This window comes from Streptomyces sp. PA03-1a, assembly GCF_033792805.1.
In the GTDB taxonomy this organism is placed as follows: Bacteria; Actinomycetota; Actinomycetes; order Streptomycetales; family Streptomycetaceae; genus Actinacidiphila.
The window spans coordinates 1-14,490 of sequence record NZ_JARAVO010000240.1 but is presented as its reverse complement, the minus strand read 5'-3'; the positions used below and the strand labels follow the sequence as shown (position 1 = coordinate 14,490).

Annotated in this window: 13 protein-coding genes; 5 read left to right on the top strand and 8 right to left on the bottom strand. The window is 74.3% G+C overall.

The window, feature by feature from the left end; translation table 11 throughout:
* Positions 1 to 133: 133 nt before the first annotated feature.
* From PV341_RS37000 to PV341_RS36990, 3 genes are read right to left on the bottom strand one after another with little or no spacing between them, the layout of a single operon-like run.
* The gene (locus PV341_RS37000) at positions 134 to 1,291 is read right to left on the bottom strand and encodes an acetyl-CoA C-acetyltransferase (RefSeq protein ID WP_500331127.1); all 1,158 of its coding nucleotides are present in this window, start codon (positions 1,289 to 1,291) and stop codon (positions 134 to 136) included.
* A 46-nt stretch (positions 1,292 to 1,337) separates the two neighbouring features.
* Positions 1,338 to 1,985 (bottom strand): TetR/AcrR family transcriptional regulator, encoded by a 648-nt coding sequence (locus PV341_RS36995; RefSeq protein WP_500331129.1) that lies wholly within the window; start codon positions 1,983 to 1,985, stop codon positions 1,338 to 1,340.
* 16 nt (positions 1,986 to 2,001) lie between these two features.
* On the bottom strand, positions 2,002 to 2,787 hold the full coding sequence (locus PV341_RS36990; protein WP_500331130.1) for an SDR family oxidoreductase: 786 nt from the start codon (positions 2,785 to 2,787) through the stop codon (positions 2,002 to 2,004).
* A gap of 47 nt (positions 2,788 to 2,834) precedes the next feature.
* On the opposite strand from PV341_RS36990, the gene PV341_RS36985 reads away from it, so the two are divergent.
* Positions 2,835 to 3,986 carry an acyl-CoA dehydrogenase family protein gene (locus tag PV341_RS36985; protein ID WP_500331131.1) on the top strand — a complete coding sequence of 384 codons (1,152 nt, stop codon included), beginning with the start codon at positions 2,835 to 2,837 and terminating at the stop codon, positions 3,984 to 3,986.
* Between the two features lie 187 nt (positions 3,987 to 4,173).
* Positions 4,174 to 5,154 (top strand): acyl-CoA dehydrogenase family protein, encoded by a 981-nt coding sequence (locus PV341_RS36980; RefSeq protein WP_500331133.1) that lies wholly within the window; start codon positions 4,174 to 4,176, stop codon positions 5,152 to 5,154.
* 12 nt (positions 5,155 to 5,166) lie between these two features.
* Here PV341_RS36980 and PV341_RS36975 read toward each other — a convergent pair whose 3' ends face one another.
* Both PV341_RS36975 and PV341_RS36970 read right to left on the bottom strand, forming a co-directional pair.
* On the bottom strand, positions 5,167 to 7,884 hold the full coding sequence (locus tag PV341_RS36975) for a SpoIIE family protein phosphatase (protein WP_500331135.1): 2,718 nt from the start codon (positions 7,882 to 7,884) through the stop codon (positions 5,167 to 5,169).
* Between the two features lie 189 nt (positions 7,885 to 8,073).
* Positions 8,074 to 8,700: a histidine phosphatase family protein gene (locus tag PV341_RS36970; protein WP_500331137.1), complete on the bottom strand. Its 627-nt coding sequence runs from the start codon at positions 8,698 to 8,700 to the stop codon at positions 8,074 to 8,076.
* Between the two features lie 296 nt (positions 8,701 to 8,996).
* Between PV341_RS36970 and PV341_RS36965 the strand changes: the two genes are divergently transcribed.
* Positions 8,997 to 9,263, top strand: coding sequence for a hypothetical protein (locus PV341_RS36965; protein WP_500331138.1), 267 nt, complete (start codon positions 8,997 to 8,999; stop codon positions 9,261 to 9,263).
* On the opposite strand, the gene PV341_RS36960 is transcribed toward PV341_RS36965, so the two are convergent.
* Positions 9,253 to 10,554 (bottom strand): RNA polymerase sigma factor, encoded by a 1,302-nt coding sequence (locus PV341_RS36960; RefSeq protein WP_500331140.1) that lies wholly within the window; start codon positions 10,552 to 10,554, stop codon positions 9,253 to 9,255. The two genes, PV341_RS36965 and PV341_RS36960, sit on opposite strands and share 11 nt — an antisense overlap.
* Before the next feature lie 51 nt (positions 10,555 to 10,605).
* Complete coding sequence (locus PV341_RS36955; protein WP_499513898.1) at positions 10,606 to 10,971, bottom strand: YciI family protein; 366 nt, start codon at positions 10,969 to 10,971, stop codon at positions 10,606 to 10,608.
* Between the two features lie 205 nt (positions 10,972 to 11,176).
* Here PV341_RS36955 and PV341_RS36950 point away from each other — a divergent pair, with 205 nt between their 5' ends.
* Positions 11,177 to 12,613 carry a polysialyltransferase family glycosyltransferase gene (locus PV341_RS36950; RefSeq protein WP_500360105.1) on the top strand — a complete coding sequence of 479 codons (1,437 nt, stop codon included), beginning with the start codon at positions 11,177 to 11,179 and terminating at the stop codon, positions 12,611 to 12,613.
* A 16-nt stretch (positions 12,614 to 12,629) separates the two neighbouring features.
* On the opposite strand, the gene PV341_RS36945 is transcribed toward PV341_RS36950, so the two are convergent.
* Positions 12,630 to 13,106 carry a hypothetical protein gene (locus PV341_RS36945; protein ID WP_500331142.1) on the bottom strand — a complete coding sequence of 159 codons (477 nt, stop codon included), beginning with the start codon at positions 13,104 to 13,106 and terminating at the stop codon, positions 12,630 to 12,632.
* Between the two features lie 618 nt (positions 13,107 to 13,724).
* Between PV341_RS36945 and PV341_RS36940 the strand changes: the two genes are divergently transcribed.
* On the top strand, positions 13,725 to 14,126 hold the full coding sequence (locus PV341_RS36940) for a helix-turn-helix domain-containing protein (RefSeq protein ID WP_500331143.1): 402 nt from the start codon (positions 13,725 to 13,727) through the stop codon (positions 14,124 to 14,126).
* Positions 14,127 to 14,490 lie beyond the last annotated feature (364 nt).

The window sequence follows — 14,490 nt, the reverse complement described above, 5'->3', positions numbered from 1 at the left end:
TTTTTTCGCGGTTCCGTCGACCCGCTGCCTGTCTCGGTGTCTATGTGGCCGCAGCGTCAGGTGTGTATCAGTGGCAGTCGCGGTGCGGTCGCGCCGATGCCGGGCTCGGCTTCCCGGTCGTCCGGCCGGCGGGTCAGAGCCGTTCGATGATCGTGACGTTGGCCTGGCCGCCGCCCTCGCACATCGTCTGCAGTCCGAAGCGCCCGCCGGTGCGCTCCAGTTCGTGCAGCAGGGTGGTCATCAGCTTCACGCCGGTGGCGCCGAGCGGATGGCCCAGCGCGATGGCGCCGCCGTTGACGTTGACCCGGCCGGGGTCGGCGCCGGTCTCCTTGAGCCAGGCCAGGACGACGGGGGCGAAGGCCTCGTTGATCTCGACCAGGTCGATGTCGTCGATGGTCAACCCGGTCTTCTTCAGGGCGTGCGCGGTCGCCGGGATGGGTGCGGAGAGCATGCGGATGGGGTCCTCGCCGCGCACCGACAGGTGGTGGACCCGCGCCCGAGGGGTGAGCCCGTGCTCGCGGACCGCGCGCTCGGAGGCGATGAGCATGGCGGCGGCCCCGTCCGAGACCTGGGAGGACAGGGCCGCGGTCAGCCGCCCGCCCTCCACCAGGGGTTTGAGGTCGGCCATCTTCTCCGCAGTGGTGTCGCGGCGCGGGCCCTCGTCGGCGGTCACACCGGCGCAGGGGGCGAGTTCGCGGTCGAATCGGCCCCCGTCGATGGCGGCGACCGCCCGCCGGTGGGAGCGCAGCGCGAACTCCTCCATGGCCTCACGGGTGATGCCCCACTTCGCGGCGATGAGCTCCGCGCCGTGGAACTGGCTCACCGGGGTGCTCCCGTAGCGGGCGCGCCAGCCCTCGGAGCCGGAGAACGGGCCCGCGGTCATGCCGAGCGGTTCGACGGCCCGGTGGTTGGCGTAGCCGATGGGGATGGCCGACATGTTCTGGACGCCGCCCGCCACGACGAGGTCCTGGGTGCCGGACAGCACGCCCTGGGCGGCGAAATGGACGGCCTGCTGGGAGGAGCCGCACTGGCGGTCGACGGTCACGCCGGGGACCTCCTCGGGCAGCCCGGCCGCCAGCCAGCTGGTGCGGGCGATGTCGCCCGCCTGCGGGCCGACCTGGTCGAGGCAGCCGAAGACGACGTCCTCGACCGCGGCCGGGTCGACCCCGCAGCGTTCCACCAGCGCCTTCAGCACATGGGCGCCGAGGTCGGCGGGGTGGACCGCGGACAGCCCGCCGCCGCGCCGGCCGACCGGGGTGCGGACCGCTTCGACGATGTAGGCCTCGGCCATGACTGCTCCTCCGTGGGGACCGGGTGGTGGACCGGGTGCGGCTGCGTCATTCCCTGACGGTGACGCCGTCCAGCACCATGGACAGGTACTGCCGGGCGATCTCCTCGGGGCTGTGCTGCCCGCCCGGCCGGTACCAGGACGCCGCGACCCAGACGGTGTCGCGGATGAAGCGGTAGGCCAGCCGCAGGTCGAGGTCGGCGCGGAACACCCCGTTGGCGGCGCCGCGTTCCAGCGTCCCGAGCCAGAGCCGTTCGAACCTGCGCTGCGAATCGCCGAGATAGGCGAAGCGGGGCTGGGAGGACGCCAGCTGCCGGGCCTCCCGCTGGTAGATCGCGACGGCGTCCAGGTGTCGGTCGATCTCCCGGAAGGACTCGGTGACCAGGGCCTCGACGGTCTCCCGTGGGCCGAGGCCGGCGGCGAGCACGTCCTCGTACCCGGCCCACAGCTCGTCCAGGAAGGCCGAGAGGATCTCGTCCAGCATCGACTCCTTGGAGTCGAAGTGGTAGTAGAGGCTGCCCGCGAGCATCCCCGCCTCGTCGGCGATCCGCCGGACGGTGGTGGCGTCGTAGCCCTGGGCGGCGAACACCCTGGCGGCGATGGCGAGGAGTTCGGCGCGGCGCCCGTCGGAGGGGGCCGTGGCCCCCGCGGGGCTCTTCGCGGTCCTCGGCGTGGTCTTCGGAGTGGTCTTCGGCACGGGGATCATTCTCGCTTCACGCGTGCTGGCTGCTCACCGGGACGACCTCCCCGGTCATGTACGAGGAGTAGCCGGAGGCGAGGAAGACGATCACGTTGGCGACCTCCCAGGGTTCCGCGGGGCGGCCGAAGGCCTCGCGCGCGGTCAGTTCCGCCAGCAGGCCGGCGGTGGTGACCTTCACCAGGTGCGGGTGCATGGCGAGGCTGGGAGAGACGGCGTTGACCCGCACCCCGTACGCCGCCGCCTCCACCGCCGCGCAGCGGGTGAGCGCCATGACCCCGGCCTTGGCCGCGGCGTAGTGCGCCTGCCCGGCCTGGGCGCGCCATGCGGCGACGGAGGCGTTGTTGACGATGACGCCGCCGGCACCGGAGGCCTTCATCCGGCGCAGTGCGGCGCGGGTGCAGCGGAAGGTGCCGGTCAAGGTGACGTCGAGGACCTCCGCCCACTGCCCGTCGGTCATCTCGGTCAGTTCGGCGGTGCCGCCGAGGCCAGCGTTGTTGACCACGACGTCCAGCCGCCCGTGCCGGCGCTCCGCGAGGTCGAGCAGCGCCGCGACCTGGGTCTCGTCCGTGACGTCGCAGGGGAGCGCGGCGACCCGGTCCGGCCCGAACTCGTCCGCCAGGGCGGCCGCGCACTCCTTCAGCCGCCGCTGGTGGACGTCGCCGATCACCACCCGGGCGCCCTCCTCCAGGAGGCGCCGGGCCGTCGCGCCGCCGATGCCGGTGCCCGCCGCCGCGGTGACGACCGCGGTGCGGTCCGCCAGCAGCGCGTGGCCCGGGTGGTACGGGGGTGGTGGAGTCACGCCGTCGACGTTAATCTACCAAACACTTGTTAGGGAAGGGGGAGCGGGTGGATCTCGACTTCACCGCGAAGGAACGGTCCTTCCGGCACCAGGCCCGGGACTGGCTCGCCGCGCACGTCCCCGCCGTCCCGCTGCCCTCCCTGGAGACGGCCGAGGGCTTCGCCGCCCACCGCGCCTGGGAGCGCCGGCTGGCCGCCGACCGCTGGTCGGTCGTCTCCTGGCCTGCCGCCTACGGGGGGCGGGACGCCACGCTCCTCCAGTGGCTGGTCTTCGAGGAGGAGTACCACGCCGCCGGGGCGCCCGGCCGGGTCGGCCAGAACGGGATCAGCCTGCTCGGCCCGACCCTCCTGGAGCACGGCACCCAGGAGCAGCGCGACCGCGTCCTGCCGCCCATGGCGCGCGGCGAGGTGATCTGGGCGCAGGCCTGGTCCGAGCCGGAGGCGGGTTCCGACCTGGCGTCGCTGCGCTCCACGGCCACCCGCACCGAGGGCGGCTGGCTGCTGCGCGGCCAGAAGACCTGGTCCTCCCGCGCCGCCTTCGCCGACCGCGCGTTCGGGCTGTTCCGCAGCCACCCCGGGGCGCCGCGGCCGCACCAGGGACTGACCTACCTGATGTTCGGGCTCGACGCGCCCGGGGTGACCGTGCGGCCGCTCGCCCGCCTCGACGGGAAGCCGGCCTTCGCCGAACTCTTCCTGGACGACGTCTTCGTGCCCGACGCCGACGTGGTCGGCGCCCCCGGCGACGGCTGGCGGGTCGCCATGAGCACGGCGGCCGACGAGCGCGGCCTCACCCTGCGCAGCCCCGGCCGCTTCACGGCGGCCGCCCGCCGCCTGGCGGCCCTGTGGCACTCCTGCGGCGAGGACGCGGACCCGGCCGCCGCCGACCGTGTCGCGGACGCGCTGATCGGCGCCCGTGCGTACCAGCTGGCCGCCTACGCGGGCGCCGCCCGCGCCGCCGAGGGCGGCGCACCGGAGGCAGGCGCGTCCAGCCTCACCAAGGTCTTCTGGTCCGAGCTGGACATCGCCCTGCACGAGACCGCGCTGGACCTCCTGGGGCCGCCGGGGGAAGCGGCCGGGGGCCCCTGGGCCGAGGGCTGGGTGTTCGCGCTCGCGGGGCCCGTCTACGCCGGTACGAACGAGATCCAGCGCGACATCGTCGCCGAGCGGTTGCTCGGGCTGCCGAGGGGGCGTCGCGGATGAGGTTCCCGCCGGGCGCCCGGGGCGTGGGGGAGTACGGTCCGGCCTGCTGCTGCCGGGTGCTTGGCGCCGGCCGTGCCGGGGCGTACGGCGCTGGTGGCTCGCGTCGTCCTGCGTGTGCGGGTGCGAGCGGGATGCAGCGCGACATCGTCGCCGAGCGGTTGCCCGGGCTGCCGAGGGAGCGTCGCCGATGAGGTTCCTGCCGACCGTGGAGCAGGCGGACTTCGCCCACGCCCTGGACCGCATGCTCGGCGCCGCCGGGACGCCGGAGGCGGCGCGTGCCTGGGCCGCGGGGGAGCACGCACCGGGGCGGCGGCTGTGGGCCCGGCTGGCCGATGCCGGTCTCTTCGCGCTCGCCGTGCCGGAGGCGTACGACGGCTACGGCCCGCGCTCCGTCGAGCTCGCCCTCGCCTTCGTCGAGCTGGGGCGGCACGCCGTACCGGGCCCGGTCGTCGAGACGGTGGCCGCCGCCGCGCTCCTGGACGCGCTGCCCGACCCGGGGCCGGCCAAGGAGTGGCTGCCCCGCGTCGCCGCGGGACGGGCCGTGCTGGGCCTCGCCGCGCCGGAGGGCGGCCACGCCCTCGACGCCGACGCCGCCGACGCCGTCCTGGTCGTGAGCGGCGACCGGCTGCTCCTGGCCCGCCACCACGGCCCGGTCCTGGCCTCCCTCGACCCCGTCCGGCGTCTGGCCGTCCCGCAGGAGGGCACCGCGGCGGTGCTGGCCGCCGGGCCCGCCGTCGCGGCCGCGGCCGCCCGGGCCGCCGACCGGGCGGCGCTCGTCACGGCGGCCCAGGCGCTCGGCGTCGGGCTCGCGCTGCTGGTCCGTACGGTCGACCATGTGCGGCGGCGCCACCAGTTCGGGGTGCCGGTCGGCTCCTTCCAGGCCGTCAAGCACCGGCTGGCCGACACCCTGATCGCCCTGGAGTTCGCCCGGCCCCTGCTGCACGGCGCTGCCGTGACCGGGACCGGCGCCGACGTCGCCGCCGCGAAGGTGGCCTGCGGCGAGGCCGCGTACCGGGCCGCGCGGACCGCGCTGCAACTGCACGGCGCCCTCGGTTACACGGCCGAGTACGACCTGTCCCTGTGGCTCACCAAGGCCCGCGCGCTGCGCTCCGCCTGGGGTACGCCGGCCCGGTGCCGGGCCCGTGTGCTGGCGCAGACGTCCGGCTGAGCCCCGGGGCGTTCACCGCGTCGAGGCGTCGACCGCGCCCGTCAGCCGGGCGCCCGCGTCCAGGGCGCGGTCCGCCCAGGCGGGCAGCGGCTGCTCCGCCCAGATCACCTTGCCCTCGGGGGTGTAGCGGGTGCCCCAGCGTTCGGCGACCTGCGCGACCAGGAACAGCCCGCGGCCGCCCTCGTCGGTGGTGGCGGCGTAGCGCAGGTGCGGCGAGGTGCTGCTGCCGTCGGACACCTCGCAGGTCAGCGTGCGGTCCAGCAGCAGCCGGACCCTGATGGGCGCGGAACCGTAGCGGATCGCGTTGGTGATCAGTTCGCTGAGCACCAGTTCCATGCCGAACGCCAGCTCCGACAGGCCCCACTCGTCCAGCTTCTCCGCGACGGCGGCCCGCATCCCGGACACGGCCGCGGGATCGAGGGGCACGTCCCACTCGGCGACGTGATCGGCGGGGGTGCACCGGGTGCGGGCGATGAGCAGCGCCACGTCGTCCTTGGGACGGCCCGGCAGCAGCGCCTCCAGCACGGCCTGGCAGCTCTCCTCGGGCGGCCGGTCCGGGTGGGCGGCCAGGGCCTGCTTCAGCATCTCCATGCCGACGTCGAGGTCCCGCCTGCGGTCCTCGATCAGCCCGTCGGTGTACAGGACCAGCTGGGTGCCCTCCGCCAGCTCCAGCTCCGCCGTCTGGAACGGCATGCCGCCCAGGCCCAGCGGCGGCCCGGCGGGCAGGTCGGGGAACTCCACGCCGCCGTCGGGGCGGACCAGGGCGGGCGGGTGGTGCCCGGCCCGCGCCATCACGCAGCGCCGTGAGACGGGGTCGTAGATCGCGTACAGGCAGGTGGCACCCATGACGCCGGCCCCGACGCCGGTGCCGGACTCGTCCTGGTCGATGCGGCCGACCAGGTCGTCCAGGTGCCCGAGGAGCTCGTCGGGCGGCAGGTCGAGGGTGGAGAAGTTGTGCACCGCGGTGCGCAGCCGCCCCATCGTGGCGGCGGCGTGCAGGCCGTGGCCGACGACGTCGCCGACGACGAGCGCCACCCGGTTGCCCGGGAGCGGGATCACGTCGAACCAGTCGCCGCTGACGCCGGACTGCGCGGGCAGGTAGCGGTGGGCCACGTCCAGGGCGCTCTGCTCGGGCAGCGCGCGCGGCAGCAGGCTGCGCTGCAGGGTGACGGCCAAGGCGTGCTCGCGGGTGTAGCGGCGCGCGTTGTCGATGTTGATCGCGGCGCGGGCGACGAGCTCCTCGGCGAGCGAGAGGTCCTCCTCGTCGAACGGCTCCGGCTTCTCCGAACGCCAGAAGTTGGCGATGCCCAGCACCACGCCGCGGGCCTTGAGCGGGGCTGCGATCAGCGAGTGGATGCCGTACCCCACGACCCGGTCCGTGCGCTCGGGGTCCTGCGCGAGCCAGCCTGCGTCCGCGGAGAGGTCGGCGACGATCTCCGCGCGGCCGCTGCCGAAGCCGCGCGCCTGCGGGGTGGAGGGCAGGAAGTCGATCAGCCTGCCGAGCGGGTAGAGCGGGGCGTCGGAGCGGATGCCGTTGACGGCCGTGCGGCGCATGTCGGAGCCGGCGGTGCCGCTGGGCTCCTCGCCGCGCAGCACCGGGTCGGCCAGGTCGACGGTGACGAAGTCGGCGAAGCGCGGCACGGTGACCTGCGCCAGCTCCTCGGCGGTGCGCACCACGTCGAGGGTCGTGCCGACGCCCAGGCCCGCGTCGTAGAGCAGCTTGAGGCGTTGCCTGGCGTCCTCGGCACGGCCGGACAGCGCCTGCAGCTCCGTGGAGTCGCGCAGGGTCACGATCGTGCCCTTGGGGCCGCCGTGGCCGTCGGTGGGACGCTGGTTGACCGCCAGCAGGCGGTCGCCGGCCGGCAGCACTTCGTCGGTGGCCACCCGCTGGGAGGTCAGCAGCTCGACCGTGCCCGGGTCGAGCCCGTGCAGGTCGGTGATCCGCCGGCCCTCGGCGTCGGGGGCGAGGTCGAGCAGGCGCTTGGCCTCGTCGTTGGCGAGCAGCAGCCGACCGTCCTCGTCGACGATGAGCACGCCCTCCCGCACGGAGTGCAGCACGGTGTCGTGGTGCTCGTACATGCGGGTCATCTCGGCCGCGTCCAGGCGGTGGGTCTGCCGGCGCAGCCGTCTGGCGACCAGGGCGGTGCCGCCCATGGCCAGGGCGAGCGCGGCCGCGCCGGCGCCGAGGATGATCGGCAGCTGCTTGGCGACCACGCCGGTCACGTTCTTCACCTTCATGCCGGCCGACACCAGTGCCACGACCTGGCCGTGCGGGTCGTCGACGGGGTCGAAGACGGGCACGACCGCCTGGACCTCGTGGCCGAGCGGGCCCTGCACGCTCTCGGTGTAGACCCTGCCCTGCAGGGACGGCCCGATGGTGCCGACGAACTGCTGGCCGATCCGGCCGGGGATGGGGTGCGTGTAGCGGATCCCCTTGGTGTCCATCACCACGATGAAGTCGACCCCGGCCTCCTTGCGGGCCAGTTCGGTGATGGGCTGGAGGGTCTTGGAGGGGTCCGGTTCCTTCAGCACGTCCACCAGGCCGGGGGAGCGGGCGAAGGTGCTCGCCGCCGCGATCGAACGGTTCACGGCCTCGCGCTCGCTGTCGTGCCGGGACTGCACGACGAGCGCGAACACGCCGCCCGCCACGAGCAGCACGACGATCGCCACCTGCAGGATGAAGACCTGTCCGGCGACGCTCCGCGGGCTCTTCTCGGTCAGTGACCGCATTGTGACGCCCCGAATCGGTCGAAAACGTCGACCATGCCGACATTTCTAACACTGCCCGGTTTGAGGTTGCCATAGGCCACAAGGTCCCCGGACCGGGTGCCGGGCCTGCGCGCGGGGCCTGCGCGCGGGGCGTACGGCGCGGCGCGGGGCCCGGTGTCGGGTGGCCGGCGAGGAGCCGGGCGACCGCCGTCAGAAGTGCAGCTCGGCCGGGAAACCGGTCCAGCGCAGTTCCTCCGGGAGGTGCCGCATGTCGTTGAGGAGCAGCACCGAGTTCGGCCGGCCGGGGGTGTAGCGGATCACCGTCAGGGCGGCGTTGGCGTGGTTGAGGCTGAGCCAGCGCCAGCGGGGCGCGTCCAGCGCCGCCGAGACCAGCCAGCCGATCAGGAAGTTGTGGGTCACGACCAGCTCGTGCGCCGCCTTGCCCGCCGCCATCGGCCCGGCGAAGCGGGTCAGCGCCCCGGCGGCCCAGTGCGGTCCCCAGGCGCGCTCCTCGGCGGAGAAGTGGTCGAGGAAGCGGGAGAGGTAGTACGCGCTGTCCGGCGGCAGCTCGGATTCCGCGGGGAAGTACGGCGGGTAGTCCCCCGCGAGCTCGCTGGGCGTCACGGGCACCCCGTTCCCCAGCCGCTCGCCGATCAGCGCCGCGGACTGCGCTGCCCCGGGCAGCGGACCGTGGTGGACGGCGGAGACCGGGGAGCCCCCCAGCCGCTCGCCGAGGAGTCCGGCCTGCCGGAAGCCGTTCTCCGTCAGGCCGCTCCCGTCCGGCAGCGCCTCTGCGTGCCGGGTGAGGTAGAGGTAGCGGCTCGCCGTTCCGGTCATGCCCTGTCCCTCTCGGGTGTCGACGACGTCGGGTGTCCCGCGTGCGGGCCGCGGTTCCCGCCGCGCGGCGGGCGGCGCACCGCAGGATGATCCCATGAGCGGGACGTATGTCCACCCGCCCGGCACCCCTCGGTGAGGGCGCGCGGGAGTCCGCGGGTGACTGCGGGGGCGCGCGCCGTCCCCCTGGCCCGCCCGTCACCCGGGCCCCGCGCAGGGGCCGTCGGCGTCCGGATGCGGCACGCGCCCGCGGCCGTACGATGAAATCCACGCCGTCGGCGAGACCGCGGGAGGCCGCGATGGACAGGACGAGGGCGACCGGCCGGCACTACGGGCTGTACGGGCTCGTCGCCGCGGCCGCGGTGGTGGTCGCGGTGGGGCTCGGTGTGCCGATCGGTGCGATCTTCATCCTCGCCGTGGCCCTGATGTGCCCGCTGATGATGCTCGTCATGCTGCACGCCCTGCGCGGGTCCGAGGCGCACCGCCACCCGGTCGTGGAGGCCATCGACGGCACCGCCGGCCGCCGCCGCGGCCCGGGACCCGGCGCCCGGCCGCCTACCCCTTAGCCGCCAGGCTCGCCCGGGCGGCGCGCTCGACCAGCAGGGCGCGCTCGCGCTCGTTGCGCGTCAGGGAGGCGGCGCGCAGGAACTCCTCGCGGGCCTCGGCGTACCGGCCGAGCCGCTCCAGCAGGTCACCGCGGACGCTCGGCAGCAGGTGGTAGCCGCGCAGCGACGGCTCGTCGGTGAGCCCGTCCACGAGCGCGAGCCCCTCCTGCGGTCCGTACGCCATGGTGACCGCGACCGCCCGGTTGAGTTCCACCACCGGGGACGGCGCGCGCTGTGCCAGGGCCGCGTAGAGCTCGGCGATCCGCCGCCAGTCCGTGTCCCGCGCGTGCAGGGCGCGGGCGTGGCAGGCGGCGATGGCGGCCTGCAGCGCGTACGGGCCCGGCGGGCCGCCCGCCGCCTCGGCGCGCGCCAGTGCGGCGAAGCCGCGCCGGATCAGCAGCTGGTCCCAGCGCCGCCGGTCCTGGTCGGCCAGCAGGACGGGCTGCCCGTCCGGGCCGGTGCGGGCGGCAGAACGGGAGGCCTGGATCTCCAGCAGCGCGGCCAGGCCGTGGGCCTCGGGCTCCTTGGGCATCAGCCCCGCCAGCACCCTGGCGAGGCGCAGCGCGTCCTCGCACAGCGCCGGGCGCATCCAGTCGTCGCCCGCGGTCGCCGAGTAGCCCTCGTTGAAGACCAGGTAGATGACCTCCAGGACGGAGGAGAGCCGTTCGACCCGGTCGGGCCCGTGCGGCTGCTCGAAGGGCACGTCCGCCTTCGCCAGCGTCCGTTTCGCCCGCACGATGCGCTGGGCGACGGTCGCCTCGGGGACGAGGTAGGCGCGCGCGATCTCGGCGGTGGTCAGACCACCGAGCAGCCGCAGGGTGAGCGCCACGCGGGCCTCGGTGGACAGCACCGGGTGGCAGGCGGTGAAGACCAGCCGCAGCAGGTCGTCCTCGATGTCGCCGTCGGCGGCCGCCTCGGCGGCCGCGAAGTCGGGCTCGTACGCCTGGCCGCCCTCCAGGGTGTGGCCGAGTTCCCGGAGCTTGCGCGCGAAGACCTCCTTGCGGCGGACGAGGTCGATCGCCCGGTGCTTCGCCGTGGTCGTCAGCCAGGCACCGGGGTTGTCCGGGACGCCGGCGCCCGGCCACTGTTCGAGGGCGGCGACCAGGGCGTCCTGCGCGAGCTCCTCGGCGACGCCGATGTCGCGCACGATCCGCGCGACACCGGCGATCACCCGGGCCGACTCGATCCGCCACACCGCCTCGATCGCGCGGCGGGCGTCATCGGTACCTGGAGCCGAAGCCGTCACAGCCACCCATCAGAGCAGCCGCTCCGGGCGAGGGCAACCGGCGGCGCTCCGGGCGCCTCAGGAGAGCTCGGGGGCCTCCTCGACCTGCCGCAGCTCGCAGGTGATCTCCCAGGCGTCGCCGTGGACCTGCAGGAAGCGCTTGGTCCACTCCACGGCCTCCTCCTTCGACTTCGCCTGGACGATCGCGTAGCCGCCGATGAACTCCTTGGACTCGGTGAAGGGCCCGTCGACGACGGACAGCTTCCCGTGGTCCCAGTGCAGCCGGGTCCCCTCGGAGGTCGGCCGCAGACCGGCCGTGTCCAGCAGCACGCCGGCCTTGGACATCTCCTCGATGAGCTTGCCCATCTCCTCCATCAGCCGCTCGTCGGGGCCGCCCTCGGGGACGTTGTCCTCGTTGATCCGGATCAGGGACATGAAACGCATCGCGTTCTCCTTCTTCAGGTACGGGTTCCTCAGGCACGGGTGGGGATCCTCCCCGCTCCTGCCTACGCGTCGAACGGGCGGCGCGCGGCTCGACACGTCGGAGGAAGTTTTTCCCGCGGACGTGCTCCGGGGCCGTTCCGGGCCCCGCTCACTCGGACCGGTGACATCCGGCGCCACGGCTTGGACCGGGACGAACCGGTCCGTGATGCTGGGCCACGAGCGGCAGCGCCGCGCCCCGGACCGGATGCCGCGCCGGGCGCGCGGCGACACGAAGGACGAGTGGATGACCCAGATCTTCTTCGCCGCCACCCCTTACGCGGCGGCGACCGTCACGGCGGCCATCCGGGCGGGGTTGTTCGGACCCCGTGGGGGCCGCCGCCGTCTCCTCGTGGTGAGCGACGTCTCGGCCGTCCCCGAGCTCGCCACGCCCCTCGACCGCACGCCGGGCTTCGCGGCGCTGCGGCCCGAGTTCGACGCCGTGCGCTCCTGGAACGCCGCCATCGCCCCGCACCACCCGGCCGACTGGTCGCCCCGCGAGGAGGACCTCACCCTGTGGGAGCGGGCACTGCGGCTCGCCTGGGAGCTGGGCGAGGGACCCGTGGAGATCGTCTGTGAGGCGCCGCACTCGCCGCCCGCCCGCTCGGTCGCCGAGATCTTCGCCGAGAGCCCGGTCCACGTGTACGCCGCCGGCCTGAAGGGCTACGGACCCACCGCCGACCGGCTGCCGGCCGGCCTCGGTTGCCGTATCGCGCGGCTGCTCCACGTCGACCTGCTGCCGGGGCTGCGCCCGCTGCTGCTCGCCGAGCACGCGGTGGAGCCCGTGGCCGTCCCCGAGGACGTGCTGCTGAGCACGCTCCAGGGCATGGCCGCCCTCGTCCCGCCGGTTCCCGAGCGGCACACCGCACTCCTGCTCGGCGAGCACCTGAGCGCGAGCGGCCTCGTCGACGGGCGGGAGGAGGCCGGGCTCCACGTGCGCATGCTCTGCGGAGCGGTCGCGGCCGGTCACACCTCGTTGGTCTACGCCCCCGATCCCGGCGCGCCCGAGGACCTGACGTCCTCGCTCGGCAGGGCCGCCGCCGGGCTCGGCGTGGAACTGGCGGTCCTGGAGGGGCCCGTCGCCGCCGAGGCCCTGCTCGCGCGGTTCCGCCCCGCGCTGGTCGTCGGTTGTTCCTCGACCGCCCTGTTCACCGCCGCGGCCCTGCACGGCATCCCCGCCGCACGCGTCGGCACCGGGCCGCTGCTGGACCGGGTCGCCCCGTACGAGAGCGAGGACCGCATCCCGCTCACCCTCGTCGACGCCGCCCTCCCGGACCTGGAGCGGGACGCCGCCCTCGTCGGCCGCCCGCCGGCCCTCACCGCGGAGGTGGTGGAGGGGACCCTCGCCCCGCTGTTGCGGACCGTGGGCTACTGCATGCAGGCCCGTCTCCACCCCTGGCTGCGCCCGGAGGCCGAGGAGTGGCTCCGCCGTCATCTGCCGCGCCACCCCCAGTACTTCAAGCGGCGCCGCCTCACCAGTCTGCGCCTGCCCGGGGGCAGCCCGGTCCGCGCCGAGGCCCTCCGCCGTCACCGCGCCGTGCGCCGGGTGGTGCGCGCCGTGCGGGGCGTACGTGCCGTGCGCCGCGGGCGGGCGCTGCGGGTGTGACGGGCCGACGGCCGTCTCACAGGGGCGCGGGAACGCGCGGCAGGGAGCGGGCGCCGGCGGTCAGCACCTCCAGGCAGGCGATGTAGAGATATGCCGGGCCGGTGAGTTCCACGGCGTTCCTGGAGTGGATCCACAGGGCCGGGTGCCGGGCCGGCCTGCGCGGGTCGGCGGCGGCCAGCCACCCGCCGAGGGCGAGGAAGCGCAGCCCGAGCGGGGACCAGACGTCCTCGGCGCGCGGCGGCACCAGGAAGTACAGGAAGCCGCAGCGCCGGTCCCACATGACGGGTCCCACGGGCGCGGCGCTGTCCTGCAGTCGTGCCAGGACCTCGTGGCCCGGTCGTTCGGGGATCCTGACGGCGTCCCACCGGTGGCCGGCCGGCAGCAGCGTCACCCGGTTCCTGGCGCGGGCCCACTCGTCCAGGCGGCGCCGTGGGTCACCGGCTCCTCGGGCGAGCCATGCCGCGAGGGCGGGCCCGCAGAATTCGTCGCACATACCACTCCCGGATTCTGCTGCGAGTGATCGGCGCACGGACACCGTCCGGCCGGGGGAGCCGACGAAGCATGCATATATCTGCTGTCGGCATGTGCGGAGAGCAATGCCCATGACGTTGAATCACTTGATCGGATGGGGCAAAAGCGGCCAGTTTTGGGCAACCGGGTTTCGGGGGCGTTGATCACCCCTAGATTCCGTCCGACGTCACCGGCGCCGGGCGTGACGCACCGCGTCCCGGAGCGTTGAACGTACGGGTTTCGGAGGAGGGAGGGCAGTTTTGGCGACGCCGGATGAAACCGCCCGGGGAAGCGCAGAATCACGGTCGGGATTCCGGGGTGCGGACCGCCTTCGCAGGGGAGCCCGGTGGGGCGGTCGGGCGGAAGCGGGTCCGCACCGCGTTGTCCATGGCCATCGGACGAGTTGTCTGATGACATTGGACGCTAGCCCCTGGCGCGCCCCGCGGCAAGCATTTCGCGGCAGTTCGGTCCGGCCGGCGTGGCACACCGGGGTGAAGGTGCAGGTGAGGGGGTGTGGGTCCGGGTCGGGTGGGTGGGGCCGCTGTAGACTCGATCTCACTCGTACGGGTCAACCGACGTGCTAGCAGGAAGAATCCATCCCGTGGTGAACGCACTGCAGGAACTGATCAAGCGCCGGCTGGAGCAGCGGGGCTGGTCGTACGGTGAGGTGGCGCGGCGCGGTGGCGTCCCGCGGTCGACGGTGCATCACCTGGCGACGACCGCGCGGGTGGCCCGGATGCCGCAGCAGTCCACGCTGGAGGGCCTGTCGCGGGGGCTGGAACTGCCGCTGGAGGCGGTACGCCGCGCCGCGGCCGAGGCCTGCGGGATCCACCTGTACGTCGAGGACGGCACCGGCACCACCCCCGACCCCGAGGTGGCCACCCTCATCGCCAGCGTCCAGCAACTGTCCGAAGCCGACCGCCGCCACGTCGCCGCCCTCGTCGAATCCCTCCTCCGCAGCCCCACCGAGCCCCGGTCGGCGTCCGGTCCGGAGTCCGGCTGACCCTTGGGGGCGCGCGCCGGCGCAGGGAACATCGCAACGCCAAACGCCGCTCGGCGTCTACTGCGGACGGCCCGGTCCATCTGGTGCAGCAGCGTGCTGATTTGGCCCTTGCTGCTGTCCGCTGACCGGTACCCGCCGTTCGATTGGCCATGCCCATGCCGTGCCTGACGGGGCGTGTGGTGGTGAAGTAACCCAGAACGGACAAAGAGTGGGGAGCACGGGGATATTCTCTCCAGTCTCGGGACGACGAGTTCGTGGACCCGGGGCCTCCGGTGAGAGGGGTGCACGTGCTTGTCGTTCAAGGGGCGACCGCCACCGCCGTCGTCCGCCACCGGACCGGAGAGCCGGTGGTCCTGCTTTCCGG

Coding starts and splice junctions, on each gene's coding strand:
- PV341_RS37000 (WP_500331127.1), bottom strand. CDS start 1,291: ATGGCCGAGGCCTACATCGTCGAAGCGGTCCGCACCCCGGTCGGCCGG.
- PV341_RS36980 (WP_500331133.1), top strand. CDS start 4,174: ATGAGGTTCCTGCCGACCGTGGAGCAGGCGGACTTCGCCCACGCCCTG.
- PV341_RS36975 (WP_500331135.1), bottom strand. CDS start 7,884: ATGCGGTCACTGACCGAGAAGAGCCCGCGGAGCGTCGCCGGACAGGTC.
- PV341_RS36970 (WP_500331137.1), bottom strand. CDS start 8,700: ATGACCGGAACGGCGAGCCGCTACCTCTACCTCACCCGGCACGCAGAG.
- PV341_RS36965 (WP_500331138.1), top strand. CDS start 8,997: ATGGACAGGACGAGGGCGACCGGCCGGCACTACGGGCTGTACGGGCTC.
- PV341_RS36955 (WP_499513898.1), bottom strand. CDS start 10,971: ATGCGTTTCATGTCCCTGATCCGGATCAACGAGGACAACGTCCCCGAG.
- PV341_RS36950 (WP_500360105.1), top strand. CDS start 11,177: ATGCTGGGCCACGAGCGGCAGCGCCGCGCCCCGGACCGGATGCCGCGC.
- PV341_RS36945 (WP_500331142.1), bottom strand. CDS start 13,106: ATGTGCGACGAATTCTGCGGGCCCGCCCTCGCGGCATGGCTCGCCCGA.